This is a genomic window from Streptomyces sp. NBC_01465 (genome assembly GCF_036227325.1).
Classification (GTDB): Bacteria; Actinomycetota; Actinomycetes; order Streptomycetales; family Streptomycetaceae; genus Streptomyces.
In genome coordinates this window covers 3,541,165-3,565,510 of sequence record NZ_CP109467.1, presented here as the reverse complement: position 1 = coordinate 3,565,510, position 24,346 = coordinate 3,541,165, and the positions used below count along the sequence as shown (strand labels likewise).

The 24,346-nt window shown below is 69.4% G+C and carries 26 protein-coding genes; 12 read left to right on the top strand and 14 right to left on the bottom strand.

Translation table 11 applies throughout. The features are described from left to right. Positions 1–39 precede the first annotated feature (39 nt). Positions 40–588 carry a carboxymuconolactone decarboxylase family protein gene (locus OG707_RS16810; protein WP_329119009.1) on the bottom strand — a complete coding sequence of 183 codons (549 nt, stop codon included), beginning with the start codon at positions 586–588 and terminating at the stop codon, positions 40–42. Between the two features lie 70 nt (positions 589–658). Here OG707_RS16810 and OG707_RS16805 point away from each other — a divergent pair, with 70 nt between their 5' ends. From OG707_RS16805 to OG707_RS16795, 3 genes are all read left to right on the top strand, one after another. Further along, positions 659–1,147 (top strand): MarR family winged helix-turn-helix transcriptional regulator, encoded by a 489-nt coding sequence (locus OG707_RS16805; protein WP_329119007.1) that lies wholly within the window; start codon positions 659–661, stop codon positions 1,145–1,147. 74 nt (positions 1,148–1,221) lie between these two features. After that, positions 1,222–1,743, top strand: a complete 522-nt coding sequence (locus OG707_RS16800) for an AAA family ATPase (protein ID WP_329119005.1) — start codon at positions 1,222–1,224, stop codon at positions 1,741–1,743. Next, positions 1,740–1,871, top strand: a complete 132-nt coding sequence (locus tag OG707_RS16795) for a hypothetical protein (RefSeq protein ID WP_329119003.1) — start codon at positions 1,740–1,742, stop codon at positions 1,869–1,871. The genes OG707_RS16800 and OG707_RS16795 overlap by 4 nt, the downstream gene beginning before the upstream one ends. Here OG707_RS16795 and OG707_RS16790 read toward each other — a convergent pair. Both OG707_RS16790 and OG707_RS16785 read right to left on the bottom strand, forming a co-directional pair. After that, positions 1,868–3,151, bottom strand: a complete 1,284-nt coding sequence (locus OG707_RS16790; protein WP_329119001.1) for an MFS transporter — start codon at positions 3,149–3,151, stop codon at positions 1,868–1,870. The two genes, OG707_RS16795 and OG707_RS16790, sit on opposite strands and share 4 nt — an antisense overlap. A 136-nt stretch (positions 3,152–3,287) precedes the next feature. Further along, positions 3,288–3,932: a TetR/AcrR family transcriptional regulator gene (locus tag OG707_RS16785; protein ID WP_329118999.1), complete on the bottom strand. Its 645-nt coding sequence runs from the start codon at positions 3,930–3,932 to the stop codon at positions 3,288–3,290. Positions 3,933–4,002: 70 nt separating this feature from the next. On the opposite strand from OG707_RS16785, the gene OG707_RS16780 reads away from it, so the two are divergent. Next, entirely contained in the window at positions 4,003–4,677 is a 675-nt protein-coding gene (locus OG707_RS16780; RefSeq protein WP_329118996.1) for an O-methyltransferase, read from the top strand. 28 nt (positions 4,678–4,705) lie between these two features. Beyond that, positions 4,706–5,662, top strand: a complete 957-nt coding sequence (locus OG707_RS16775; protein WP_329118994.1) for a LysR family transcriptional regulator — start codon at positions 4,706–4,708, stop codon at positions 5,660–5,662. Here the strand turns inward: OG707_RS16775 and OG707_RS16770 are convergent. The 3 genes from OG707_RS16770 to OG707_RS16760 all read right to left on the bottom strand — a co-directional run bounded on the left by OG707_RS16770 (position 5,641) and on the right by OG707_RS16760 (position 8,947). After that, the gene (locus tag OG707_RS16770; RefSeq protein WP_329118992.1) at positions 5,641–7,482 is read right to left on the bottom strand and encodes a hypothetical protein; all 1,842 of its coding nucleotides are present in this window, start codon (positions 7,480–7,482) and stop codon (positions 5,641–5,643) included. The genes OG707_RS16775 and OG707_RS16770 overlap by 22 nt on opposite strands. 82 nt (positions 7,483–7,564) lie before the next feature. Continuing rightward, positions 7,565–7,870, bottom strand: coding sequence for a hypothetical protein (locus tag OG707_RS16765; protein ID WP_329118990.1), 306 nt, complete (start codon positions 7,868–7,870; stop codon positions 7,565–7,567). Positions 7,871–7,987: 117 nt separating this feature from the next. Continuing rightward, positions 7,988–8,947 carry a GNAT family N-acetyltransferase gene (locus OG707_RS16760; protein ID WP_329118988.1) on the bottom strand — a complete coding sequence of 320 codons (960 nt, stop codon included), beginning with the start codon at positions 8,945–8,947 and terminating at the stop codon, positions 7,988–7,990. Between the two features lie 65 nt (positions 8,948–9,012). On the opposite strand from OG707_RS16760, the gene OG707_RS16755 reads away from it, so the two are divergent. The 5 genes from OG707_RS16755 (at position 9,013) to OG707_RS16735 (ending at position 13,707) form a co-directional block, all read left to right on the top strand. Continuing rightward, positions 9,013–9,612 (top strand): TetR/AcrR family transcriptional regulator, encoded by a 600-nt coding sequence (locus tag OG707_RS16755; protein ID WP_329118986.1) that lies wholly within the window; start codon positions 9,013–9,015, stop codon positions 9,610–9,612. A 40-nt stretch (positions 9,613–9,652) separates the two neighbouring features. Beyond that, positions 9,653–10,321, top strand: a complete 669-nt coding sequence (locus tag OG707_RS16750; protein WP_329118984.1) for a class I SAM-dependent methyltransferase — start codon at positions 9,653–9,655, stop codon at positions 10,319–10,321. Positions 10,322–11,247: 926 nt separating this feature from the next. Further along, entirely contained in the window at positions 11,248–12,489 is a 1,242-nt protein-coding gene (locus OG707_RS16745) for an IS256 family transposase (protein ID WP_329116362.1), read from the top strand. 641 nt (positions 12,490–13,130) lie between these two features. After that, the gene (locus tag OG707_RS16740) at positions 13,131–13,328 is read left to right on the top strand and encodes a helix-turn-helix transcriptional regulator (RefSeq protein ID WP_329118982.1); all 198 of its coding nucleotides are present in this window, start codon (positions 13,131–13,133) and stop codon (positions 13,326–13,328) included. Further along, on the top strand, positions 13,312–13,707 hold the full coding sequence (locus tag OG707_RS16735) for a hypothetical protein (RefSeq protein ID WP_329118980.1): 396 nt from the start codon (positions 13,312–13,314) through the stop codon (positions 13,705–13,707). The genes OG707_RS16740 and OG707_RS16735 overlap by 17 nt, the downstream gene beginning before the upstream one ends. A gap of 5 nt (positions 13,708–13,712) precedes the next feature. Here OG707_RS16735 and OG707_RS16730 read toward each other — a convergent pair whose 3' ends face one another. From OG707_RS16730 to OG707_RS16720, 3 genes are all read right to left on the bottom strand, one after another. Next, positions 13,713–14,096 carry a hypothetical protein gene (locus tag OG707_RS16730; protein WP_329118978.1) on the bottom strand — a complete coding sequence of 128 codons (384 nt, stop codon included), beginning with the start codon at positions 14,094–14,096 and terminating at the stop codon, positions 13,713–13,715. 4 nt (positions 14,097–14,100) lie between these two features. Further along, on the bottom strand, positions 14,101–14,403 hold the full coding sequence (locus OG707_RS16725) for a DUF397 domain-containing protein (protein ID WP_329118977.1): 303 nt from the start codon (positions 14,401–14,403) through the stop codon (positions 14,101–14,103). A 107-nt stretch (positions 14,404–14,510) separates the two neighbouring features. Beyond that, positions 14,511–15,194: a DUF4232 domain-containing protein gene (locus tag OG707_RS16720; RefSeq protein WP_329118975.1), complete on the bottom strand. Its 684-nt coding sequence runs from the start codon at positions 15,192–15,194 to the stop codon at positions 14,511–14,513. 311 nt (positions 15,195–15,505) lie between these two features. Between OG707_RS16720 and OG707_RS16715 the strand changes: the two genes are divergently transcribed. Next, entirely contained in the window at positions 15,506–16,771 is a 1,266-nt protein-coding gene (locus OG707_RS16715; protein ID WP_329118974.1) for a helix-turn-helix domain-containing protein, read from the top strand. Between the two features lie 40 nt (positions 16,772–16,811). On the opposite strand, the gene argS is transcribed toward OG707_RS16715, so the two are convergent. After that, positions 16,812–18,578 (bottom strand): arginine--tRNA ligase, encoded by a 1,767-nt coding sequence (gene argS, locus OG707_RS16710; protein WP_329118972.1) that lies wholly within the window; start codon positions 18,576–18,578, stop codon positions 16,812–16,814. A gap of 136 nt (positions 18,579–18,714) precedes the next feature. Here argS and lysS point away from each other — a divergent pair, with 136 nt between their 5' ends. Beyond that, positions 18,715–20,442 (top strand): lysine--tRNA ligase, encoded by a 1,728-nt coding sequence (gene lysS, locus OG707_RS16705; protein WP_329118970.1) that lies wholly within the window; start codon positions 18,715–18,717, stop codon positions 20,440–20,442. 62 nt (positions 20,443–20,504) lie between these two features. Here the strand turns inward: lysS and OG707_RS16700 are convergent, their stop codons facing one another. From OG707_RS16700 to OG707_RS16685, 4 genes are all read right to left on the bottom strand, one after another. Beyond that, positions 20,505–20,981 carry a GtrA family protein gene (locus OG707_RS16700; RefSeq protein WP_329118968.1) on the bottom strand — a complete coding sequence of 159 codons (477 nt, stop codon included), beginning with the start codon at positions 20,979–20,981 and terminating at the stop codon, positions 20,505–20,507. A gap of 128 nt (positions 20,982–21,109) precedes the next feature. After that, complete coding sequence (locus OG707_RS16695; protein WP_329118966.1) at positions 21,110–21,781, bottom strand: DUF4097 family beta strand repeat-containing protein; 672 nt, start codon at positions 21,779–21,781, stop codon at positions 21,110–21,112. 262 nt (positions 21,782–22,043) lie between these two features. Beyond that, entirely contained in the window at positions 22,044–23,372 is a 1,329-nt protein-coding gene (locus OG707_RS16690) for a DUF2637 domain-containing protein (RefSeq protein ID WP_443071341.1), read from the bottom strand. Between the two features lie 195 nt (positions 23,373–23,567). Further along, a complete protein-coding gene (locus OG707_RS16685; protein WP_329118964.1) occupies positions 23,568–24,293 on the bottom strand; it encodes a DUF3558 domain-containing protein in 726 nt (241 codons plus the stop codon). Between the last annotated feature and the right edge of the window lie 53 nt (positions 24,294–24,346).

Below are 24,346 nucleotides of genomic sequence, written 5' to 3'. Positions count from 1 at the left end.
TCCGATGGGCAGCGGGGCTCTGTGCTGTCTTCTGGCTGCTCAGGCGAAGGCTTTGAGCTGGTCGTCGACCGGGGCGCCGGTGAGGCGGTTGGCGAGGGTGGAGATCGTGTACGTACCGATGCCGAGGACGACTTCCAGGGCGTTCTGCTGGGTGTAGCCGTGGCTGAGGAAGGCGTCGAGGGCGTCGGGGGAGACGTCGCCGGCGGTGGCGAGGACTTCGAGGGTGAAGGCGCGTACGGCTTCCAACTCGGGGGTGGGCAGGGGCTTTTCGGTGCGGAGGGCTTCTATGAGGGCCGGGTCTGCTTCGAGGGTGGTGAGCGTGCGGGTGTGCATGGCGATGCAGATGTGGCAGTTGTTGCGGGTGGCCATGGTGAGGATGACGGTCTCGCGGGCGAGGGGCGCGAGGGTGGTCGTCTCGAAGAGGGCGCTGAGCTTGAGGAATCCGTCGAGGGTCTGGGGTGAGGTGGCCATGCGGGCGACCGGGGTGGGGAGGTAGCCGAGGTGGTTGACGGTGGCCTGCATGGGGCGGCGGGCGGCTTCGGGGGCGGAGTCGAGGGTGTGGTTGGGGAAGGGGTGGGTGTGCGGCATGGTGGTCCGTCCTTCGATAAACTCGACAACGTGATTGACCAAAAGGTAAACCAGGTTGTCGAGTTCTGCAATGGCTGAGGGCGCGGGAGCGGACGGGCGCGGCTTCGAGCTGCCGCTGTTGCTGTTCGCCGGATTCCGGTCGCTGCTCGACGAGTTGCACGCGGAGCTGGCCCGGGAGGGGCACGCGGGTGTCCGGCCCGCGTACGGGTTCGCGCTGCAGGCGGTCGGGATCGGCGGGGCCACGGCGAGCGAGATGGGGCGGCGGCTCGGGGTGTCGAAGCAGGCCGCGGGCAAGACCGTGGACCGGCTGGAGGCGCTCGGGTATGTGGAGCGGACCGACGACCCCGCCGACGGGCGCCGGAAGGTGGTGCGGCTGACCGGGCGCGGGATCGACGTGCTGGTGAGGTCGGCGGTGATCTTCGACCGGCTGCACGCGGAGTGGGCGCGGAAGCTGGGCGTGGGGCGGCTGGCGGAAGTGGAGGGGGCGCTGCGGGAGGCCGTGCCGGGGGACTTCTTCCGGCTGGACGCGGCGAGCTGGTTCTCGGGTGAGGGGAGGTAGGGGTGAGGGCTGTTCCGGTTCTGTGACGTGGTCGGCACGGGACCGCGAACCGGGCCGGGCTAGCGTCGGGACGCATGATCGTATGGCTGAACGGAACCCATGGGGCGGGCAAGACGACGACCAGTGCGCTGGTGCAGGAACTGATCCCGGATTCGCTGGTGTTCGACGCCGAGAAGGTCGGCGAGACGCTGATGGACATCAAGCCGGGGCTCCCCGCGACGAACAACTTCCAGCACTGGCCGCCGTGGCGGCCGCTGGTGGTCGAGACCGCGCGTCACGTACTGGAGTACACGGGCGGCACGCTGGTGATGCCGATGACGGTCCTGGTCGAGGAGTACTGGCGCGAGATCAGCGCGGGGCTGGCCAAGTACGGCATCCCCGTACGGCACTTCGTGCTCCACGCGGATCAGGAGACCCTGCGGGGGCGCATCGAGGGGGACAGTCCCGAGGGCACCTGGGGGTTCCGCCTCGAATACCTGGAGCCGTACGCGGAGGCGGCCCGCACCTGGCTGCACGAGGAGGCGGAGGTCGTCGACACGACGCACATCACGCCGGCTCAGGCTGCGCGGCAGATCGCGGAGGCGGTCACTGGATGAGCGAGTACTCCGTGCCCGATGACGGGGCCATGGTCGCTGCCAGAGCGCGGTCCGCCTGGGCCGCCACCTGCGAGGCCCTCCCGCCGGGGGTCGAGCACAACCACCAGGTGAAGATCACGCTCACCTAGCGGGTGCTGCCCCCTGTGGCCGCTTCCGCCGCATCCTCGCGGGGCGCCACGACGGTGGGGGACTCCTTTGCGCGGCGCGGCAGCAGCAGCGGGGTCGCGAGGAGCAGGGCACCCGCCGCCCCGATCGCGAAGCGCGGGGTCGTCATCGCGGCCAGTACGCCCCACAGCGCTGTCAGCGCCGCGATCGAGGCGCTCGTGCTGATCGACCAGGCGGAGAGCGTGCGGGCCACGCGGTCGGGGGCGGTGTGCTGCAGGCGGTGGGTGGCCTGCAGGGGGTTGAACACCCCGATGCACGTCACCAGGCCGAACTGCAGGACCCCGATCAGCACCATCCCCAGTACCCCCGACGGCACGAACGCCAGCCCCAGGGGCCAGCACGCCCGCAGCACACCGGAGGTGATGAGCACCCGGTGCTGCCCGAACCGCTCCACCAGCGGCCGCGCGATGCGGGAGCCGAGGAGGCCGCCGATGCAGGGGGCCGCGAAGACGAGTCCGTACTGCCAGGGTGCGTAGCCGAGGTGGCCCAGGAGGAGCACGGCGAGCAGGGGCTCCGTCGCCATGATCAGGCCGCTCACGGAGAGGGTGTTGAGGAAGAGGGCGCGCTGGGTGCGGTCCGCGAGGATGAAGCGCCAGCCGTCCAGCAGGTCGCTCGCGCGCAGCCGGGGCGTCTTCGGGCGCTCGGGGTGCGGCTCGCTGCCGCCGATCGCGCGGATGCCGAGCGCGGAGAGGAGATAGCTGACCGCGTCGGCGATCACGGTCGTCACCGGGCCGAAGAGCGCCATCGCGGCTCCGCCGAGCGGGGGTCCTACGACCGTCGAGGTCCAAGTCGTCGATTCGAAGCGGCTGTTGGCGACGAGCAGGTCCTCCGGGGGGAGGAGGGTCTTGAGGTACGCGCCGCTCGCCGATCTGAAGGCGATGTTGGCCGCGGCGACGAGGATCGAGACGAGGAGGAGTTGCGTGAAGGTGAGGATGCCGAGCGCGAAGGCGACGGGGATGCTCATCATCGCGGCGAAGCGGATCAGGTCCGTTGCGATCATGACGGGCCGCTTGCGGCGGAACTCCACCCACGGTCCGAGCGGCACCGCGACGACGGCCCCCACGGCCCGACCGGCGGCCGCCAGAGCTGCCACCTGGGTCGGCCCCGAGTGCAGGACGAGGATGGCGATCAGGGGGAAGGCGCCGAAGCCGAGCGCGGTGCCGTACGAACTGACCGCGAAGGCCCCCCACAGCCAGCGGAAGCGCCGCCCCAGGGCGCGCCGCTGCCCCCACCCACCTGCCACTTTCCCACCGCACCTCTCGCCCGTCCCGTCCCGACCTGAGGCATCAAAGCGGGGAGGGGGCGGCCGGATCAAACAACCGACACGTCAGGTCCGCACAACGATGGGTTGTGCGGGGTGCGCCGGCCTGCTTTCAGAGTCATCTGTTCCCTTGGTCCGTGCGCTGCAGGAACGCCTCGACGAGGCGGTCGGTGAAAGCCCGGTCGACGGGTTCCGCCGTCACCAGGACGCGGTGGTAGACCGGTCCCACGAGTTGGTCGATCTCCGCCGCCATGTCGAGTCCGGCGGCGAGCTCGCCGCGTTCCACCGCGCGTTCCAGGGGGGCGAGGTCGCGTCGGCGCTGCTCGTCGAGGTATCCGGACCGCAGGGCGGCGGCGAACGCGGGATCGTGCTGGGCGTGCCCGATGAGGGCCTTGAAGACGGCGCCCGCGTCGGACCGGGTGAGGAACAGGGCCAGTTGGTGCAGGTGGGCGCGGAGGTCCTGGGCCAGGTCGCCGTGGTCCGGCGGGGTCAGGGCTTCGGCCGCGTCCTGGAGGAAGGCGTCCAGGAGGACGTCGGTCTTGGTCTTCCACCAGCGGTAGACGGTCTGCTTGGCGACGCCCGCCCGGGCGGCGATGCCTTCGATGGTGACTCCGGTGAAGCCCTTCTCGACCAGGAGGTCGTCGGCCGCCTCGAGCACTGCTTGGCGGGCCTGTTCGCTGCGGCCGTGCCTGTTGCCGCGATGGCGCGCCGCCGCCGGTTCCTGCCCGGCCGCCGTAGCAGCGGCCGTACTTCCTCGCTCCATGTCTGCCTCCCGGGATCAGGGTAGGCCAGAATCTCTAGACGCAACGCAACGGTGCGTCTAGTCTAGATTTATGACAACCACCGGTACTCCCGTGAACACCCTCGAAGACCCCCGCGTCGCCGCCGCCCTCGCCCGGATGTTCCGGCACGCCGAGCAGGACGAGGAGACCAGCAGGCGGATCCGGGCGGCACTGCCCGAGGGCTCCGCGCCCCTCGGCCCGCAGGAGCAGGCCGATGCCAAAGCGGAGGTGTACATGCCGATCTCGGCCCAGGGCGGCCGCCTCCTCTACAACCTGATCCGGGCCGTCCGCCCCGCCACCGTCGTCGAGTTCGGCACGTCCTTCGGCATCTCCACCCTCCATCTCGCCGCCGCGGTGCGCGACAACGGAACAGGGCGGGTGATCAGCACGGAACTGAGCGCCGCCAAGGCCACGGCGGCCCGCCGGACATTCGCCGAGACGGGGCTCGACGACGTGATCACCGTGCTCGAAGGAGACGCCCGCGACACGCTCGCCGCCGTCGCCGGCTCCGCGGACTTCGTCCTCCTCGACGGCTGGAAGGACCTGTGTCTGCCCGTCCTGCGACTCCTCGAACCGCGCCTCGCGCCCGGCACCCTCGTCGTCGCCGACGACGTCGACCTGGAGGACCTCGCGCCCTACCTCGACTACGTCCGCGACCCGTCGAACGGCTACCAGAGCGTCACGTTCCCCGTGGAGGACGGCATGGAGATCAGCTGCCGCCTCTAGATCCGCGTGAGGCTCTAGCGTGGAGGGCGTGGATCTCAATGCTGTACGCACCTTCGTGACCGCTGCGGAAACGGGGCGGTTCCAGGACGCCGCCGCCGAACTGGGGGTCAGTCAGCAGGCCGTCTCCAAGCGCGTCGCGACGCTGGAGAAGGTTCTGGGCGTGAGCCTGTTCACGCGTACCGCGCGGGGCGCGAAGCTCACCGTGGACGGGCAGGCGTTTCTGCCCCACGCTCGTGATCTCCTGCGGGCGGCGGAGCGGGCGATGGCTTCCGTACGGCCCGGGCGTCGTGCGCTGCGGGTGGATGTGATCGGGCGGCGACTCGGTCCGGCCGCGCGGCTGGGGGACTTTCACCGGGCGCACCCGGAGGTCGAGCTCGACGTCGTGACGCTCTTCGACGCGGATGCCGCCGTGGAGGCGATCCGGGCCGGGACGATCGACGCGTCGTTCCGGGCGGTGACGATGCCGGGGCGGGAGCTGCCGGAGGGGATCGAGGCGGTACGGGCCTTCGACGAGCCCATCGAGCTGCTCGCGGGGCCGGCGCATGCGCTGGCCGACGCGGGGTCGGTCACGCCGGCGGAACTGGTCGGACACCGGATCTGGATGCCGGGGATCGTGGCGGGGACGGAGTGGGCCGCGTACTACGACGCCCTGGCCGCCGAGTTCGGGCTCACCATCGAGATCACGGGCCCGGACTTCGGGACCGAGCCCCTGCTGGACACGCTGGCGGCCTCCGGGGCGCTGGCGACGTTCGTGGGGGAGCGGACGCGGCTGGTCTGGCCGGTCGAGCAGGGGCTGCGGCGCATTGCCGTACGGGATCCGATGCCGGTCTATCCGCACTCGCTGGTGTGGCGCGGGGGGAATCCGCACCCGGGGCTCGCGGCGCTGCGGGAGGATCTGGGCGCGGGGCGGACGGGTGCGGGCGAGGCGGGGTTGTGGACGCCGGAGTGGGCGGACGGCGCCGCCTACCTCTCGGGCCAGGGGTAGCCGAGAGCCGCGGCGTACTCGCGGCTGCCGCCCCGGACGTCCGCGTACGTCTTCGGGTCCGTGGTGGCGAGGCGGTCCAGTGCGGCTGCGGCGCGGGTCTCGGGCGGGGTGTCGTCGTCGGGAACCGTCCAGACGAACTGGAGCCAGGGGCCGTCCTTGTCCTTCTGGTCGGCGGAAAGGCCCGGCCAGTACGTGAAGGACACCGCGACCGAGTCCGGATCTGCGAAGTCCGTTCCGGTCCAGCCGCGTTGGGCGTCCCACCTGGTCAGTAGGTCAGGGCGTGCGCGCAGGCCCGCGGAGATCAGACGGGCGGTGGTGCGGGCCGGCCAGGACCAGGAGTCGTCTCGCTCGGCGCGGGTGATCTCGGTGTCGTACGCCGTCGCGTCGAAGCGGTGGGTGGGGGGTGTGCGGTGCCGGGAGGCGGGAGTGTTCGAGAGGCGCCAGTCGCTCCAGACGACGTCGTCGCCGTCGCGGCGGATCGTGACGTACAGCGCGCCGCAGCAGCCCTCCGTGCAGTAGGCCTCGGCGAGTTGGACCTCGTGGGGCTCGGCCGTGGCGCGCAGGGAGCCGTTGTCGAGCAGGCGCTCGGGGGAGCCGGCGGGACCCAGCCCGAAGAACTCCGCGACCAGGGGGCGGCCGTCGATGAGAATGCGGGTTTCGACGGCGCTGGGGTCGATCGGGTCGCTCACGGCCACCTCGATGCGGAGGGTGGGGCCGCCGGGGGTGGGGGAGCGGAGCGGTTGATGGGCTGTCCGACGGATCCAGTGCTGTCGGCGGAGGGTGGCGGAGTCGGCCGGGTCGGCGGGAACGGCCTCGGCGACGGCCGACCATGCCGGGGTGCTCGGTACGGAGTTCAGGGTGTCCAGGAGGGCCTCGCGTCGGCCGGGTTCCCAGTCGAGGAGGGTGCTGGGGCCGCTGTGCAGGTCGACGGCGAGGGAGAGGAGGTTGGCGAAGTCGTCGAGTGACGGCGGGAGTTGGGAGAGGTGGGCGACGACGGTCGTGTAGGCGGTGACGGCGTCGGTGTAGTCGAGGATCTTCACCCGGTAGTCGTGCGGGCTCGTCATCCGGGCGAGGAGGCGGACCGCCTGGGAGAGGAGGCGGGGGTCGACCGGCTCCGCGCGGAGGAGATCGGTGAGGCGGACGGCTTCGGCGATACGGCAGGCGGGCTCGGGGCCTACGGTGCGAGGGTCGAGGGGGTGGGCGAGCAGCCAGTCGCGGATGGCCGGGGCGTCGCGCGCGGTGAGGGCGTCGATCAGGGGGCGCAGGCTTTCGGTGCGGGTGTACTGGCGCAGCCAGGCCAGGCCGGCTGCGGGACGGTCCACGGCGCTGAGCGCCTGAAGGGCCGGGCGGGTGAGGTCGCGGAAGCGGCTGAGGGTGTCCAGGTACGGGATGTCCTCGGGCCCGCCGAGCCGGTCGAGGAGAGCGAGGCCGACGGCGACGGCGGGTGCGCTGGTGCCGGTACGGGTGAGGTGGCGGGCGAGGGCGCGGGCCGCCACCTCGTCGCTCAGCGGAAGTGCGACGACGACGTTGCGTACGGAGCGGGCCTGCACGCCCAACGGGTCGAGGCGGCGGTGGAGTTCGTCGGCGGCTCGGGCCGGGTCCGGGTCCAGGTCCGGGCTCGTCAGGAGGGGGCCGACGATCTCCTGCACGGCTGCTTTGGCCTCGGGCCAGCGCAGGTCCGGGCGGGACGCGGGCTTCTCCGGGAGCGGGTAACCGCGCTGCGGGCGGCCGCCGTTGGGCTCCTCCTGGAGGAGGCGCAGGGCGTGCTCGTACAGGGAGGGCCGGGGAGTGAGCGGGCTGCGCTCTTCCGGGGCGCTCAACGGGCGGGGTGGGACTCGATTCGGTAGGTCATGGGCGGGATCCTGCCAGGGGTGTGGGGGCGGGCGCCAGGGGATATCGCGGTCACCCGGAGTTCAGGTTCTTGTACCGGTCCAGGGTGGCCTGGGCTTTCGCGCGATCTTCGGCAGGGAAGCAGTCGGGGTTCTGCTTGACGAGGTAGCCGTACGTGCGGATGCCGTCGAGCCATTCGTCCTGCTGGTCCTCGAGGCTGGAGAGAGCCTCCGCCTCCCGATGCTTGTCCGAGGCGAGCCGCTGAAGCTTGGAGCAGTCCTCCACGGCTTTGGCGTCTCCATCGGGCGCGGAGGCCCGGCCGGCGAGGAACCCTCCGGCGGCGAGAACGACCGCGGCCAGTACGAAACTGACGATCATCCAGGGATTCGGTCGCCGTCTCGCGGATGGGTCGGGTGTGCGCGCTGTGGTGTCTTCCATGATTCCCCCCAAGGTGATGTGGCGGGGATCCTACAGCGGGAGGGGTTGTTGTAAGGCCTAGTCGTCTTCCCAGGTCAGGGAGGCCATCCGCCAGCCGGAGGGAGTCCGTACGAACTGGGTCGTCTTGCGGCCCGTGCCCTCGAACCGCTCGCCGTTCTGGACGCCGGACTTGCGGTACTCGCTGGTGCGGTGCGCGATCGACTCGAAGATTTCCGTGTGTTCGGAGACCTCCCATTCGGAGAACTCCGTCAGCGATCCGTCGGTGAGCATCTTCTGGCGGGGATTGATGAACGCGTCGAGGTCGTAGACCACGGGGCCCGTCTTCGGGTTGCTGATGATCATGCCCTGCGGGATGAACACCTCGCGGATCACGTCGACTTGGGGCTCGGATCCGCCGGTGTTGTCGAATGCGCCGAGGAAGGCGGTCATCAGGCGGTCGAGTTCGGACTTGTCGGTGGATGCCGGGGTGTTGGATGTGGCCGGCCACTCGTCGGAGAGGACTGACCAGATCTCGATGTCGAGCCGTTCGCCCCGGTACATGGTGGAACTGCGCAGCACGCCGTCCCGCGTCATCCCGAGCCGCCGGGCCGCCTCGATGCTCCGGGTGTTGCGCGAGGAGGCGTGCCACTCGACGCGGCTCATCCCGCGCTCGACGAAGGCCCAGTCGATCAATGCCTGGCTCGCCTGCTTCACCAGGCCCAGCCCCTGTCCGGCCTCCTCGGTCCAGCAGCCGATCTCGCAGGTGCCCGAGGCGGCGTCGAAGTGCGGGAACATCACGCCGCCGACCAGGGTGCCGTCCAGCCAGATCCCGTAGATCCGGCCGGTGTCCGCGGCCTGCCGGTCGGCGTAGCGCTGGAGGGTGGCGGTGGCGGATTCGAGGTCGGGGCTGAAGGTCGCCCAGGGGATCCAGGGGTCGACGTTCGGGCGGGCGCGGTCGATGTGGTCGAGGAACTCTTGCGCGTGCGCGGGCTCCAGGGGGCGGAGTTGGGCGTTTTCGCGGAGCGGGAGTATGAACACGGATGCCTCGGTTCACTGGTGCGTGCGTGCGTACGTAACGAGTGTTCGGTACGTAAGATAACAGCATGCCGCCACCCGCACCCGGAGACCGTGAAGCCCGCCGCAAGGACGTGTCCGAGGCGGTGTGGAGTGTTCTCGCCGAGAAGGGGTTCGGTGGGCTGACGCTGCGCGCCGTCGCGGCCGAGATGGGTGTCTCGACGGGGATGCTCATGCACTACTTCCCGACCAAGCGGGCGCTGATCGCGCACGCGCTGGACCTGCTGGAGGTACGTACGGCGGAACGGCCCCGGCGTGCGCGGCCCGCCGAGGGGCTTCCGGCGGTGCGCGCGATGCTGCTCGACATCCTGCCGCTGACTCCGGACGACACCGCTCGCAACCGGATCTGGGTCAGCTCGTGGGATCTTGCTCTGGCTGATGAGGAGTTGGCTGCTGAGCAGGCCGGGCGTTATGAGCGGTTGCGGGGGGCGATCCGGCCGCACTTCGAGGCTGCGGGGCGGCTGGGGCAGTTGGCGGACTCGGCTGCGGAGGTGGATCAACTTGCCGCGGCTGCTGTGGCGTTCACGCATGGGCTGGTTGTGCAGGCGCTCTTCGATCCTGGTCGCTTTCCTGGTGACGTACAGACCGCGATGATCGATGGGTATCTGGGCTCGCTCGGGAGCGGGTGAGGCGGGCCCGGTTGTCAGTGGTCGCGTCTACCTTTGGCCGATGCGCGCACACCGGATTGATCGCCCAGCCGACCTCGACGCGGTCCGTGAGTCGTACGACCGCGTGGCCGACAACTACGCAGACATGGTGGTGAATACGGGTATCGGCGACATCCGTAAGCATCCCTGGCTCAAGGCGTCGATCGACGCCTTCGCGGAGAGCGTGGGCGGGCTCGGTCCTGTCCTCGACGCCGGCTGCGGGCCCGGGACTGTTACGGCTTACCTCGCCGAGCGGGGCCTTGATGTGTCCGGGGTCGATCTCTCCCCGCGCATGATCGAGAACGCCCGCCGGCTGCACCCTGAGTGCCGCTTCAGCGTCGGCTCGTCCACGGAGCTCGATCTCGCCGAGGAGTCTCTTGGCGGCGTGATGGGGTGGTGGTCGCTGTTCAACCTCCCGCGTGACGTCCTTCCACAGGTGCTCGGGCAGTTCGCCCGGGCCCTCAAGCCGGGCGGGTACTTCATCACCGCGACGCACGTCGGCGACGGGGACGCGCTGCGGACCGAGGCGTACGGGGGTGTGGCCGTGGAGTGGACCACGTACCGGTGGCGGCCGGAACCGCTCGTGGAGCTGGTGGAGGGGGCGGGGTTGCGGGTAGTCGCCGAACTGCGGATTCCTGCCGACGAGCACGTTGGTCCGGGGCTGGTTGTGATGGCGCAGCGGGCTGGGTAGGTGGTGGGCTTCGGGTGCGAGACCGTCTGCGAGTTTCGTCTCGCGCCCTCCGGGCGCACTGAATCTGGCTACGACGAACGGGTGGGGGGCGGGGGTCGGTTGCCGGTCGTGCGGGCCGGCGGGTTGTTGGTGTCGCGGGATGTACGACGCTGCGCGTCGTAGGCCTCGCCCTGGGGGCGAGTCCGTCTGGTTGCTGCCGCGTGGTGGTTGGGGTTTCGTGTGGACCGCGATGCTCGTGCGGGCCGGTTGGGGTGACGGGGTTTGTCTGCGGGGCACTTCGGCGGGGTGGTTGGGGTGAGAGCGTCCGGGGTGGAGCTCCGCTCCCCAGGGTGGGGTGGATGTCGCACCACTTGCATGGGGCTGCGGGTCTGGTCTCGGCGGCGAATGGGCCGTCGGTTGGCGGGTGTTCATGCCCCGCTGGTCGCCGTCCGGTGGGTGGTGGGGTCGGGGGCTGTTACCCCGGGTTACGGTCGGAAACGGACAGGCACAGCGGACACATGGGGCCGCCTGGTGTCCGTTTCCGGCCACAACGGGAAATCGGGGACCCGACAGGAGGGTGCGGGGAGCAAATGCGCGCCGGGGGTGATGTTTGGCTCCCCAGGGCGCGAGCCGGGTAGCGCATAGTGGGGCAAATGGGGTGCGTGAGGGGTGGCGGGCGGCGGCTCGGGCCGCTGCGAGGTGCGGAGGTCCGGTGGGGCCGGACCTCCGCACCTCGCAGTGGCGGCCGCGCCATCCAAGCGGGGCGAACGGGGGCGCGCTAGGGGGTTCGATGGCGTCCCACTGAGTGGTGTAGCCGGTCCCCGTTTCGGAATGCGCGGGTGTCTGCCCGGGGCGTGCGCCCGTTGCTGGTGACTGCTCCCTGACCAAGGGGCAGGCCATCGCGTAAGTCTCCCTGGTGAACGGCCAGTTCAACCGAGGAGGACGCGATGGCCTTGTCCCAGTCTGACCTGATGCGGCTACTGGAGTCACTACGTACGGCCGATGGAATCGAGTCGATCAGGGTGTTGTGCGAGCGGATCCTGCAAGAACTCATCGAAGCCGAAGCGACCGAAGCCATCGGGGCTGCCCCCGGTGAGCACTCGAGCGACCGTGTGGCCTGGCGCAATGGCCATCGCGACCGGCTGCTGACCTCGCAGGCCGGCGACTTGGACCTGAAGATTCCCAAGGTGCGGAGCGGGTCGTTCTTCCCCTCGTTGCTGGAACGCCGACGGCGTATCGACAGGGCTCTGTTCGCCGTGGTGATGGAGGCATACGTGCACGGTGTGTCCACCCGGTCGGTCGATGACCTGGTCAAAGCACTCGGTGCGGACAGCGGGATCTCGAAGTCCGAGGTGTCGCGGATCTGCGGCGAACTCGACGCGGAACTCACCGCGTTCAAGGAACGGCCTCTGGACCACACGGTCTTCCCCTACGTCTTCCTGGACGCGACGTACTGCAAGGCGCGGGTGAACCACCGGATCGTCTCGCAGGCGGTGGTCATCGCGACCGGGATCTCGGCGAGCGGGCACCGCGAGGTCCTTGGACTGATGGTCGGCGACAGCGAGTCAAAGCCGTTCTGGACCACGTTCCTTCGCAGCCTGCGCTCCCGCGGCCTGGACAACGTCCAGCTGGTGATTTCCGATTCGCACAGCGGTCTGGTGGCCGCGATCCGCACCGTGTTCCTCGGATCGGCCTGGCAAAGGTGCCGCGTCCACTTCGTGCGCGACGTCTTCTCGGTGATCGAGAAGGGCTCCGGGGAGATGGTCGCGGCAACGATCCGTACCATCTTCGCGCAGACGACCGCCGAGACCGTCCGCGCCCAGCTCAACGTGGTGGCCGACATGCTCGGACGCCAGTTTCCCAAGGTCAAGGCCATGTTGCTGGAAGCCGCACCGGACATCACCGCGTTCGCGGACTTCCCGCCCGCGCACTGGAAGAAGATCTGGTCCACGAACCCGCTGGAGCGGCTGAACCGAGAGATCAAACGCAGGACCGATGTCGTCCAAGTCTTCCCCAACCCCGCCGCCCTCGACCGCCTCGCCGCCGCGGTCCTGGCCGAACTCCACGACGAGTGGCAGGTCTTCGACCGCCGCTACCTCTCCGAAGGCTCCATGGCCGAACTCTTCACCGACAAGCCCACACCGCAACGAAAGATCCCCACACAACCGGAACCCAACAAGCTCGACTGACTACACCACTCGGCGGGACACGACCGGGGGTTCTGTGGCGCGGGTGTTCGGCGAGGCCGAACACCCGCGCCACACCACCCGGGGCACACCCCGCACACCCGTCGAGCCCCTCGCCCCCCGGCCCATCCCCCACCGGGCGGTGACCAGCGGGGAATGAAGTCCAGCCGAACGAACAGTGGTTGACGCCGAACCCAGACCGGCAGCCCCATGCAAAGGGTGCGCGAACCGGCCGCCCCGCACCCACCCCGCCCCGGACCGCATCCCGGCCGGGGTGCCGTTGCGGGCGCAGCCCGCACCCAGGCACCGGTCCGCCGCCCGCAGCCCCGGGCCCGCCCCGGCCCCCGCCGTTTCCGGTCCGGGCCGGCCCCACCCCAGGTCCCCTCCCCACTGTGGCCAGGCCTCCCTGCCGACCGATAGCCGCCAACCCCAGCGCCGGAAGGGGCGGGGTCAATGGTGGAGCGCAGCGGAATCGGCGCAGCCGACGCGACCGCAGGGAGCGCCCTTGACGCCGGCCCTGGAGGCGCGCACACTCGCGGCGTCGGTTGACAGGGAGACCCACCACACGAAGCCCCCGGCCAGGGGAAACGGGGTGCCTGTAAAGCTCGCTTGACATCGTGTGGGGTGTCAAGCACGCTTTACATATGAGGAACAGGGTCAGAGAGCTGCGGTCCGCGCAGGGGCTCTCTCAGGGGCAGTTGGGTGCTGTGCTGGGGGTCTCGCGTCAGACCGTCAATGCGATTGAGACCGAGCGGTACACGCCGTCCCTTCCGCTCGCCTTGGCCCTTGGGAAGTTTTTCGGGGTCAACGTTGAGGAGATGTTCCATGTCGATGAGGACTGAGCGCGCCGTGAGTCGCCGGTCGATTCCGCTGTTCTTCCTCGGAGTTGGCGCCGTGAGTCTCGTGGCCGCGGTTGTGGGCGGGCGGCTGGGAGTGGGGCTGGTCGTCTTTGGGGTCATGGCGCTCTGCAGCTTCGCGCTGGTGCTGATGGGGCGGCGTAGCGAGACCTATCAGGGACTCACCGAGGACCCCGATGAGCGCTTCGCCTCGATGGGGAAGTCGGCCTGGGCGGTTACGGGCGCCGTGCTGACCCTGGCCAACTTTGGTGGCCTGGTGGGCGAACTGGCCGGCGGGGGCAGCGGATCGCCGTTCTTCTGGCTGGTTGCGCTCGGGGGCGTTGCCTATGTGGGGTCCGTGGGGCTGCTGCGCAACCGGATGTGAGCCGGTCAGGTGCTGTACGGGTAGAGCTCGATCTCGGTGGGCTTGAGCCTGAAGTCGGTCCAGCCGGTGAGCGCCGGGTGGGGCAGTGGCTCGGTTACGTCGAGGTGCACCGAGGTGTCGCCCAGGTTCAGGTAGGCCGTTCCGTCGTTGTTGGGCTGCAGGCGGCCTCGTAGGAGTACGTGGTCCTGCTCGGTGAGGATCACCGGGCCCGGAGCGGGGGACGCGGTCGCGTTCTGGCCCCAGGTGAGTTCGACGTCGATCGTCCACTCGATGACGTAGACGCCCGGGGTGTCGGTCGGGCGTCCGCCCCACTGGGCCGTGAACTCGCCCAGTGCGCAACGGACTTCTGCCGTCCGGGGTTCTGGGAACGACCGGACCTCGATCTCCATGTGGTCAGGAGGCCCAGTTGGCGAAGGCGGACCAGGCGGCTGGGGGGACCGTGAGGGTCGGGCTCGACTGGAGCTTTGAGTCGCGGATGTGGACCGTGTGGGGGCAGGTGGCTACCTCTACGCAATCGCCGCCGTTGGGGCTGCTGTACGAGGACTTGTACCAGGCGTCGAAGGCTTCGAGGGCCTTGAGTCCGGCCACGACATCGCGCAGTGCGGTGTTGACCGTGTCCTTCTTCGTCTTGGTGCCCAGGAGGCGCATCGCGTCGGCCAGCGCTTCGTCGTCGAGATCGATCTGCGTCACGGACATCTGCTGCACACCACCTCTATTGGTTCTGTATGTCATCAGGATGCATCACATACATGCCGTGCGCCCCGGGCTCCTGGGGAGGAGCGCCGGGGCACGGTCCGGGTTGGTTACCAGGCGCTGATCGCGTCCACGTCCGACTGCCAGTACGTGACCGCCGACTGGGAGTCGACCACCGAGAGCGGCTTGGCGAGGTGGGCGTAGGCCGCCGCGCCCACCGAGCCGTTGTCGTTGCGGTTCTGGAAGTTCACGCGGATCTGAGTTGTGGAGTACGGCTTGTCGCCGTTGTCCTCGCCCGCCGTGCGGATCATCGCGTAGCCCGACTGGCCCGGGGAGAGCGTCACCACGGCCTGGGGCTGTGTGTCCTTGTCGACCTGGAGCGGGGACTGGGCGTCGTCGGAGAAGGCGATCGCCGGGGCGTAGTAGAGGTAGCACGTCTTGCTGCCCGTGTTGGTGGCGGTCAGCAGGACGTGGTTGATCGGGCGGGTGATAGGGGACGCCGTCAGCTTGATCGAGGTGGTGGTGCAGGCAGTCGGCTGCTGGGTCCCGGTGGACTTCTTGTTGTCCGCCGGCTTTGCGGTGGGCGTTGTGTCCGCGCTCTCGTTCGTCGGCTTCGACGTCGGCTGCTTCTTGGCCGCAGCGTCCGTCGCCTTGTTGTCCGTGGACGTGGGTACGGACGCGGTGTCGGAGACCTTTGCCGCCGTCGCGTCGTCCGACGAGCTTCCGCAGGCGGTCAGTGCGATCGAGGCGAGCAGGGCGGTGGCGGTGAGGGCGGCGGTACGGATGAGGCGCATGATGGGTGGTACTCCCCGTGTGGATTGCGGTGGTTGGGCGTTCAGTTCTGGCAGATCAACGTGGCAACGATCACGGTTGTCACGATCAGCACGCAGATCGCCAGTGCGTCGGTGACGCTGGGACGAAGGTGATTTCGCATTACTGCTTCCGGTGATGTCCGGCGGTGTGATCACAGCTTGTGGGGCGGGGAATTGCGGCGGCAAGAGATGCTGGGGCATGCGGGATGCTGGAACGCTTTCACCTAGGCTGACCTGCGGAAATGAGCCGTCCCTGGAACGCCTTCCTGGGACGGGTGAAGGGATGTGCACGGGTGGCTGGGCAGGAAATCGCGGAGTTCGCGGCGCTGGTGAAGGAGCTCAAGGAGCGGTCGGGGGCGAGCTACGGGACGCTGGCCGGGAAGCTCCACGTGAGTACGTCCACGCTTCATCGGTACTGCAACGGGGATGCGGTGCCTGCGGACTTCGCCCCCGTGGCGCGGCTTGCCCGGTTGTGCGGGGCGGGGAGTGAGGAGCAGGTCGAGCTGCATCGGCGGTGGATCCTTGCGGATGAGGCTCGGCGGCGGCCCGTTGGAGATGTGGTTGAGCCGGCCGCTGCTGTTGCTGCTCCTCCTGTTTCCGTTCCCGAGACGGTCGTTGAGGACGCTGCTGAGGTCCCGCGCCCCCGGGCAGGTCGGCGGAATCTGCGGATCGCTCTGGCCGCCGCGGCCGTTGTCGCGCTGGGTGTGCCCACCGCCTACGTTGCCGCGCGCAATGCCTCGTCGTCGTCCTCGGATGGCGGGGGTGGGGCTCAGGCCGGCCCTGCGGTGACGCCCTCGGTGAGCGTCACGGGTGGCAGGAGCGCCTCCCCTTCGGTCTCCGCGTCCGCTTCTCCGTCCGCTTCCGCCTCCCGTACGAAGTCGCCTTCCGCCACGGCGTCCCACGCCGGGGGCAAGATCGTGGGCGCGGGCGGTGTGCCGGTGAGCGCCGGGATCAGTTCGTACAACTGGGGCGGGCCCTGCGGTCAGTACTACGTGCTCGACCAGCCGCCGGGGGCCGTGCCCAAGCCGCCGAACAACCCGGAGGAGGACAGCCACAGTTGGGCGAAAGTCCTCGGCGGAGTCGAGGGCGACAAGAACATGCTGCAGCTCACCGTCACCAGCAAGAACACGGAGTCCGTCGTGCTGACCGGGCTGCGCGTGCGGACCGTGGCGCGCAGTGCGCCGCTGGCGTGGACCGCGTACTCCATGGGGGAGGGGTGCGGGAGCGGGATGACGCCCAGGAGTTTTGATGTGGATCTGGATGCCGCGCAGCCGGCGACGAAGCCCGTCGGGGGGATTCAGGGGGACGTGAAGATTCCGGCCGTGGACTTCCCGTACAAGGTCTCGGCGAACGATCCGCAGGTGCTCAACCTTGATGTGCACACCGAAGCGCACGACGTGAGCTGGTACTTGGAGCTCGACTGGAGCAGCGGCGCGCGGAAGGGGACGGTGCGTGTCGACGACGGCGGGCAGCCGTTCCGGACCAGCAGCCTCAAGGGGCGGCCGCTGTATCTGTACAACCTGCAGACGAACGTGTGGGAGCAGAAGTCGGGGGACTGAGTGTCCTGGTCCTGCGGCTTCTGCTCCCTGCGTCGTTGTCTCAGAGGCGCTCGGGGGTCCGGATTCCGAGGAGGGCCATGCCCTGGTGGAGCGTGCGGGCCGTCAGGTCGCACAGGAACAGGCGGTTCTCCATGACCTCCTGCGCCGGGCGCGGCCTGATCACCGGGCACTGGTCGAAGAACGTCGTGTACAGCGACGCCAGCTGGTACAGATACGCGGTCAGCTTGTGCGGCGCGTACTCCGCCGACGCCTCGTAGACCAGATCGCCGAAGCCGTCCAGGTGCAGGCCCAACGCCCGCTCCGCAGGCGCCAGTTCGAGCTCCGGGTGCGCGACCGGGGAGGCTCCCTCCGCCTTGCGCAGGATCGACCTGTTCCGCGCGTACGCGTACTGCAGGTACACGCTCGTGTCGCCGTTGAGCGAGACCATCTGGTCCAGGTCGAACTTGTAGTCCCGGTTCGCCGACGTCGACAGGTCCGCGTACTTCACGGCGCCGATGCCCACGTAACGGCCGTTCTCGAGGATCTCCTCCTCCGTCAGGCCCACCTTCTCGGCCTTCTCGCGCACGACCGCCGTCGCCCGCTCGACGGCCTCGTCGAGGAGGTCCTCGAGCTTCACCGTCTCGCCGTCGCGGGTCTTGAACGGCTTGCCGTCCGCGCCGAGCACCGTGCCGTAGCCCATGTTGTGCGCGGTGACCTCGTCGGTCAGCCAGCCGGCCCGCCGGGCCGTCTCGAAGACCATCTTGAAGTGCAGGGACTGCCGTACGTCCACGACATAGATCAGCGACGTGGCGTCCAGGTCGGTGACGCGGTTGCGGATCGCCGAGAGGTCGGACGCCGCGTAGCCGAAGCCGCCGTCCGCCTTCTGGACGATCAGCGGCACCGGCTTGTCGTCCTTGCCGCGGATCTCGTCGAAGAAGACGACCAGTGCGCCCTCGGAGCGCACGGCGACACCGGACTCCTCCAGGAGCCGAGCCGTCTCCGGCATCAGGTCGTTGTACGCGGACTCGCCGACGATCTCCTCGTCCCTGACCTCCATGTCCAGCTTCTCGAAGACCGAGTAGAAGTAGACCTTCGACTCGTCGACGAACTGCTGCCACAGCTCCAGGGTTTCCTTGTCGCCGGACTGCAGGGCGACGACCCGCTTTCGGGCCCGCTCCTTGAACGCCTCGTCGGAGTCGAAGACGGCGCGCGACGCCTTGTACACCCGGTTCAGGTTCGACATGGCCTGATCGCCGTCGACCTCGCCCGCCGGGGCGAGCTCGCCGGGGTTCTCGATCAGGTACTGGATGAGCATGCCGAACTGGGTGCCCCAGTCGCCGATGTGGTGGCGGCCGATCGTCTTCTCGCCGGTGAAGTCGAGCATGCCGCGCAGGGCGTCGCCGATGACCGCCGAGCGCAGGTGGCCGACGTGCATCTCCTTCGCCACGTTCGGCTGGGCGTAGTCGATGACCGTGACGCCCGGCTTCTCCTTCAGCGGTACGCCGAGCCGGTCACCGTCCGCCGCGCGCGCGGCCAGCGTCTCGGTGATCGCCTTGTCCGTGAGCGTGATGTTCAGGAAGCCGGGGCCCGAGACCTCGATGTCCTTGATCAGGTCGTTGGCCGGGAGCGCGGAGGTGACCTGGGCGGCCAGGTCGCGCGGGTTGGCCTTCGCCTTCTTCGCGAGCGCCAGGATGCCGTTGGCCTGGAAGTCGGCCCGGTCGCTTCGTCGCAGCAGCGGGTCCGCGGCGCCGGCATCCGGCAGGGCTGCCGTCAGGGCGTCCGCGAGGTGCTGCTGGAGCGAGGAAGCGAGGGACTGGACCGAGGCCATGGGCTGGCTGCCGTTTCCGTAGGGGGTCAGGGGGATCGCTTCAGTATCCCATGGGGCGTCTATCCGTTTTCGCTCTGTCGGTGGGACCTGGGAGGATGTGAGGTACGCCCGTACAAGAGAGAAGGACGTACCGACCGTGGCCGAGAGTCAGAGCAGCACCGAGACCGACTGGGTCTCCCGTTTCGCGGACGATGTGATCGCTGAATCGGAGCGTCGTGCGCCTGGCAAACCGGTCGTCGTCGCTTCGGGGCTTTCGCCGTCGGGACCCATTCACCTGGGGAACCTGCGCGAGGTCATGACCCCGCACCTTGTGGCCGATGAGATTCGGCGGCGGGGGTTCGAGGTTCGGCATCTGATTTCGTGGGACGACTACGACCGGTACCGGAAGGTGCCGAACGGTGTCCCCGGGGTCGACGCGTCGTGGGCCGAGCACATCGGGCGTCCGCTGACGGCCGTGCCCGCGCCGGCGGGGTCCGCGTATCCGAACTGGGCCGAGCACTTCAAGGCCGCCATGGTCGAGGCGCTGGGTGAGCTCGGCGTCGAGTACGACGGGATCAGCCAGACCGAGCAGTACCAGGCCGGGACCTATCGGGAGCAGATCCTGCTCGCGATGCGGCGGCGCGGTGACATCGACGCGATCCTGGACCAGTACCGGACCAAGAAGGTCGTCAAGAAGCAGTCGCAGAAGGCTGTGGACGAGGCCGAGCTGGAGGCTGCCGAGGGGTCCGGCGCGGCTGCGGAGGACGACGGCAGTACGGGTGCGGGCGGGTACTTCCCGTACAAGCCCTACTGCGGTGGGTGCAACAAGGACCTCACGACAGTTGTCGCGTACGACGACGAGAGCACGGAGCTCTCTTATCGGTGCGAGGCCTGTGGGTTCACCGAGACAGTGAAGCTGAGCGAGTTCAACCGCGGCAAGCTGGTCTGGAAGGTCGACTGGCCGATGCGGTGGGCTTTCGAGGGCGTCATGTTCGAGCCGAGCGGCGTCGACCACTCGTCGCCCGGGTCCTCGTTCCAGGTGGGCGAGGAGATCGTGCGGATCTTCGGGTTCGAGCGGCCCATTGGGCCCATGTACGCGTTTGTCGGCATCAGCGGGATGGCGAAGATGTCGTCCAGCAAGGGTGGCGTGCCGACGCCCGGCGACGCGCTGAAGATCATGGAGCCGCAGCTGCTGCGGTGGCTGTATGCGCGGCGGCGGCCGAATCAGTCGTTCAAGATCGCCTTCGATCAGGAGATCCAGCGGCTGTACGACGAGTGGGACAAGCTCGAGGGCAAGGTCGCGGACGGCAGCGTGCTGCCGGCGGATGCGGCCGCGCACTCGCGGGCGGTGCGGACCGCTGCGGGTGAACTGGTGCGGACCGAGCGGCCGTTGCCGTACCGGACGCTCGCGTCCGTGGTGGACGTGACGGCGGGGGACGAGGAGCAGACGCTCCGGATCCTGAACGATCTGGACCCGGCCAATCCGCTCGGCTCGCTGGACGAGGCGCGCCCGCGCCTCGACAAGGCGGAGGCCTGGATCACGACGCAGGTGCCGGTCGAGTCGCGGACCGTGGTGCGCGAGGTGGCGGATGCGGAGACGCTGGCCGCGCTCGGGGAGACCGAGCGGGAGTCGCTGCGGCTGCTGCTCGACGGGCTGGACTCGCACTGGTCGCTGGACGGGCTGACGACGCTGGTCTACGGGGTCCCGAAGGTGCAGGCCGGCTTCGAGCCGGACGCGAAGCCGACGGCGGAGATGAAGGTCGCGCAGCGGTCGTTCTTCGCGCTGCTCTACCAGCTGCTGGTCGGGCGGGACACGGGGCCGCGGCTGCCTACGTTGCTGCTGGCTGTGGGGGCTGATCGGGTGCGGAAGTTGCTCGGGGGCTGAGTGGTTGGGTTTGTGGTTGTGCGGAGGGTCGTTGCCCGGGTGGGGTAGCGGCCCTTCGGGCTTTACGCTGCCGTTCCGTATGCCACTCGCAGGTTCGTCGTGGGCTGCGCTGCGGGGGCGAAGACCGACAGTTTGAGGATCAGGAAGCGGGCGATGCCCACCAGGGCGCTTGCCGTGAGGTAGACGGCCTGGGTGAGCAGGGTGCCCGCGTTCGGGTGCAGGTCTTGCAGGGCGGTGACCGCGACTGTCGTGACCAGCCAGCCGCCCGCGATCGTCAGCGCGCTCTGCAGGTGCCTGCGCCAGTCGGGGCGGCCGTGCCGGAAGGTGACACGGCCGTGGAGCTCGGTGGCGGCCGCCGTGGAGGCCACCGTGATCAGGGCGTTGGCCAGGGCCCAGGGCATCCAGAGCGCGACCACCGGGATGACGGCGGAGGCGAGGAGCGTCATGCCGCCGCCGAGGGCGGTGAAGCGTACGAAAGCTGCGACGCTGCCGCCCTTGGCGGTCCTCGCGGTCTTCTCGGCTGCGATGGTGTGCGACATGTCGTCTCCTCGTCCAACTGTGCGGTGCGCGGTGTCTTGGGTATGACCCTCGCAACCGGTACCGACTGAGCGGTGACAGCGCCTACAAATTGGTGACAGCTCACCGACACGCCTCTGTGGGGCGGAGCTCAGAGGCTGCGGGCGGTGATGTCGCCGTAGGCGGTGGTGGCGTGGATCTGCAGGCGGGCGGCGGCGCCGTCGGTGTTCTGGAGTGCGTTGTCGATCCGGCCGTAGCCGGTGCCGGCGTCCAGCGACGCGGAGACGCCGCGGGCGGCGCCGACCGTGATCTCGCCGGACTCCGTGCGCAGGGTGACGGCGCCCTTCACGGCCTCGGTGATGCGGAGGTCGCCCTTCTGGGTGCTGATCTCGGCGGGGCCGCCGAGGCGGCCGACCGAGATGTCGCCGGCCATGACGGTGAGGCGGGCGCTCGCGGTCTCGTCGAGCTTGACCGTGGCCTGGGCGCCCTCGAAGGTGACGTCGCCGAGCCGTCCCACGCCGCGGAGGTCGGCGGCTGCCGCCTTCGCCTCGATGCGGGAGCCGGCGGGGAGCTGGACGGTCACTTCGATCCGGCCGGAGTTGCCGAGGATCTGGTTCTTCGCCTCGGGGCCGGCGATCCGCAGGGTGCCGTTGTCGTACGCGACCGTGGTCTGCTCGGCGGCCTTGATGTCGCGGCTCTTGGAGGCGTCGGCGGGGAGGATCTCGACGGTGGTGTCGGCCCGGTCGGCGGCGATGAAGCGGATGCTTCCGGCGGGGATGTCGAGGATGGCGGTGACGGGGGTGGTGGTGGCGAACTTCTGCATTGTTCTCTCCTTCGACCGGAGGGGGCGCTTTTGCGTCCCGCTGTTTCCGATGAAGGAAAAGCTACGTTGCATTCACGATGTGGGCAACAGTGTCGTTGCGCAGAAATGACATCCGTGCAGGTAGGAGCTTGGAAATCGTTGCAATGGTTTTGCGTTTAATGCAACAGTGGTTGAGTGTGCATTGCAATGGAGAGAGTGTGAACGCGACGGCGGGCTCCGGGGAAACCCCGGAGCCCGCCGTCGGATCGGTCTGCTTGCCCTGTCAGGCGATGTGCTCCTCGGCCAGCTGCATGTCGTAGCGGCGCTTGAAGTCCGGCAGCAGGCGGCGGACCATCGCCACGCTGTGCGGGTGGTTCATGCCGTGCTTGTCCGAGAGGTGTATGTCCAGCTGCTCCGCGCTGGGGTGGTTCGAGTACTCGTGCGTGTACGCGCGGAACGCCTCGTAGGCCGTTTCCGCGAACTCGCCGTCATCCATGAGCAGTTGCTGCGCCTCGGGCTCAGGATCCGGCTCCGGGTGACGCGGGCCCGGGACGCCGCCGTTGGCCAGGGGGCGCGTGCGGCCGGGGGCGCCCGAGGGGATCATCACCGCGGGGACCTGCTCGGGCACGGGGACCGTCGTGTAGTCCGGGTCCGGGCCGTACGGCGGCACGTAGGTGGGGGCGCTCTCGCTGTCGTACGCCGTCGGGTCGTACCCGCCGTTGTACCCGTTCTGCGAGACCTGCTCGGCCGCGAACCACTGGCTCTCATGGTGGGCGGCGGGCGCGGCGACCGGGCCGGAACCCGGGTCCTGCCACTGCTGCACGGGCTGCTGCTGCATCGGCACCTGCTGGACCGGAGCCTGCTGCACCTGGGTCTGCTGCGCCGGCAGCGCGGGCTGCTGCGACGCCGGGACGACCGGCGGCAGGAGCTGCGGGTCGATGCCCGCCGCCGCCAGGCCCGCGGGGGCGGTGTCCGCGAGCGGAACCCCGTACTTCGCCAGGCGCAGCGGCATCAGGGACTCGACCGGGGCCTTGCGGCGCCAGGCGCGGCCATAGCGCGCCTGGAGGCGGGCCTGGTAGATCAGGCGGTCCTGCTCCAGGCGGATGACCTCGTCGTAACGGCGCAGCTCCCACAGCTTCATACGGCGCCAGAGGCGGAACGTGGGGATCGGGGAGAGCAGCCAGCGCGTGAGGCGCACGCCCTCCATGTGCTTGTCCGCGGTGATGTCCGCGATCCGGCCCACCGCGTGGCGCGCGGCCTCGACGGAGACGACGAACAGGATCGGGATCACGGCGTGCATCCCGACGCCGAGCGGGTCGGGCCAGGCGGTCGCGCCGTTGAACGCGATCGTCGCCGCCGTCAGCAGCCACGCCGTCTGGCGCAGCAGCGGGAAGGGGATTCGGATCCAGGTCAGAAGCAGGTCCAGGGCGAGCAGGACACAGATGCCCGCGTCGATCCCGATGGGGAAGACCACCGAGAAGTTCCCGAAGCCCTTCTCCTGGGCGAGCTCGCGAACCGCCGCGTAACTCCCTGCGAAACCGATCCCGGCGATCACTACCGCACCGGCTACGACAACACCGACGAGTATCCGGTGTGTGCGTGTCAGCTGCATCGCGGCCACCCGCGACCCCTCCCGAAGCTTGGACATCTGGCGGGCACAGCCTGGCACATGCGTACGGGTGCTGGTGCGCGGGTACGGCCGGAGCCCGGTCTCCGGGGGAGGACCGGGCTCCGTAAATCGGCGTGTATGGGGGCTTGTTGGCCCCAAATCGCTGACGCGTTCGGCTGGTTGAGGGCCTTCGGCGGTCTACTTGTTCGCGGCGGCGACCGAGGCGACGGCCTCCTTGGCGGCCTTCTGGGCCCCCTTGGTGACGTCGTCCACGGACGGTGCCTTGGCGCCCTCGTAGCCCGCGCCGTTGTAGTCGACCGTCACGATGACGTTCTCCGTGCGCGTCACGACCGTCGCGTACGTGAAGTCCTCGCCGGTCTTGCGCAGGGTGTACGTGACCGTGGTCGCCTGGTTGCCAATACCGGTCGTGGGCGTCGACTTGACGCTCTTGGCGCCCTCCGTCTGCTGTGCCTTGGCGACTTCCTTCGCGTACTGCGCGGTGGCGCGCGCGGAGCCGCTGCCCAGGGACGTGTCGGAGTCGAACCGCACGTAGGAGACGCCCAGCCAGCGGTAGTCGGAACCCTTGGTGCCGTTGCTCTTCAGGCCGTTCCAGCTGCAGCCGCTGCGGACGGAGATGTCGGTCGACTTGTCCGCCGTGCCGGACTTCGTCTTCACGCTCGGGACCAGGTCCTCGACCGTCTTCTCCGAGATCGACTTGCAGGCGTCCGGCAGCTTGGCGAACGCGGCGGCCGCGACCGACGGGGACGCGGACGCGGTCGCGGAGGGCGTGGCCGACTTCGACTTCGTGCTGTCCGAGCCGGAGCCGGAGTCCGACGAGCAACCGGCGACGACGAGCATCACCGGTACGGCTGCGCAGACGAGGAGGCGGGTGGCGAGGCGGTGTCGCGGGGCTGATCGGTGCATGGTTCCTTCACTGGTCGTACGGTCCGGTGCGCCGCCACCGTATCGGCGGGCGG

Excerpts from the sequence above, each read along its gene's own strand:
- OG707_RS16725 (WP_329118977.1), bottom strand. The coding sequence starts at position 14,403 with ATGTCCGTGACGCAGATCGATCTCGACGACGAAGCGCTGGCCGACGCG.
- OG707_RS16755 (WP_329118986.1), top strand. The coding sequence starts at position 9,013 with ATGCCGCCACCCGCACCCGGAGACCGTGAAGCCCGCCGCAAGGACGTG.
- OG707_RS16735 (WP_329118980.1), top strand. The coding sequence starts at position 13,312 with ATGTCGATGAGGACTGAGCGCGCCGTGAGTCGCCGGTCGATTCCGCTG.
- OG707_RS16800 (WP_329119005.1), top strand. The coding sequence starts at position 1,222 with ATGATCGTATGGCTGAACGGAACCCATGGGGCGGGCAAGACGACGACC.
- OG707_RS16695 (WP_329118966.1), bottom strand. The coding sequence starts at position 21,781 with ATGCAGAAGTTCGCCACCACCACCCCCGTCACCGCCATCCTCGACATC.
- argS (WP_329118972.1), bottom strand. The coding sequence starts at position 18,578 with ATGGCCTCGGTCCAGTCCCTCGCTTCCTCGCTCCAGCAGCACCTCGCG.
- OG707_RS16690 (WP_443071341.1), bottom strand. The coding sequence starts at position 23,372 with ATGCAGCTGACACGCACACACCGGATACTCGTCGGTGTTGTCGTAGCC.
- OG707_RS16750 (WP_329118984.1), top strand. The coding sequence starts at position 9,653 with ATGCGCGCACACCGGATTGATCGCCCAGCCGACCTCGACGCGGTCCGT.
- OG707_RS16810 (WP_329119009.1), bottom strand. The coding sequence starts at position 588 with ATGCCGCACACCCACCCCTTCCCCAACCACACCCTCGACTCCGCCCCC.
- OG707_RS16745 (WP_329116362.1), top strand. The coding sequence starts at position 11,248 with ATGGCCTTGTCCCAGTCTGACCTGATGCGGCTACTGGAGTCACTACGT.
- OG707_RS16685 (WP_329118964.1), bottom strand. The coding sequence starts at position 24,293 with ATGCACCGATCAGCCCCGCGACACCGCCTCGCCACCCGCCTCCTCGTC.
- OG707_RS16785 (WP_329118999.1), bottom strand. The coding sequence starts at position 3,932 with ATGGAGCGAGGAAGTACGGCCGCTGCTACGGCGGCCGGGCAGGAACCG.
- OG707_RS16740 (WP_329118982.1), top strand. The coding sequence starts at position 13,131 with ATGAGGAACAGGGTCAGAGAGCTGCGGTCCGCGCAGGGGCTCTCTCAG.
- OG707_RS16720 (WP_329118975.1), bottom strand. The coding sequence starts at position 15,194 with ATGCGCCTCATCCGTACCGCCGCCCTCACCGCCACCGCCCTGCTCGCC.
- OG707_RS16805 (WP_329119007.1), top strand. The coding sequence starts at position 659 with ATGGCTGAGGGCGCGGGAGCGGACGGGCGCGGCTTCGAGCTGCCGCTG.
- OG707_RS16730 (WP_329118978.1), bottom strand. The coding sequence starts at position 14,096 with ATGGAGATCGAGGTCCGGTCGTTCCCAGAACCCCGGACGGCAGAAGTC.
- OG707_RS16765 (WP_329118990.1), bottom strand. The coding sequence starts at position 7,870 with ATGATCGTCAGTTTCGTACTGGCCGCGGTCGTTCTCGCCGCCGGAGGG.
- OG707_RS16795 (WP_329119003.1), top strand. The coding sequence starts at position 1,740 with ATGAGCGAGTACTCCGTGCCCGATGACGGGGCCATGGTCGCTGCCAGA.
- OG707_RS16700 (WP_329118968.1), bottom strand. The coding sequence starts at position 20,981 with ATGTCGCACACCATCGCAGCCGAGAAGACCGCGAGGACCGCCAAGGGC.
- OG707_RS16780 (WP_329118996.1), top strand. The coding sequence starts at position 4,003 with ATGACAACCACCGGTACTCCCGTGAACACCCTCGAAGACCCCCGCGTC.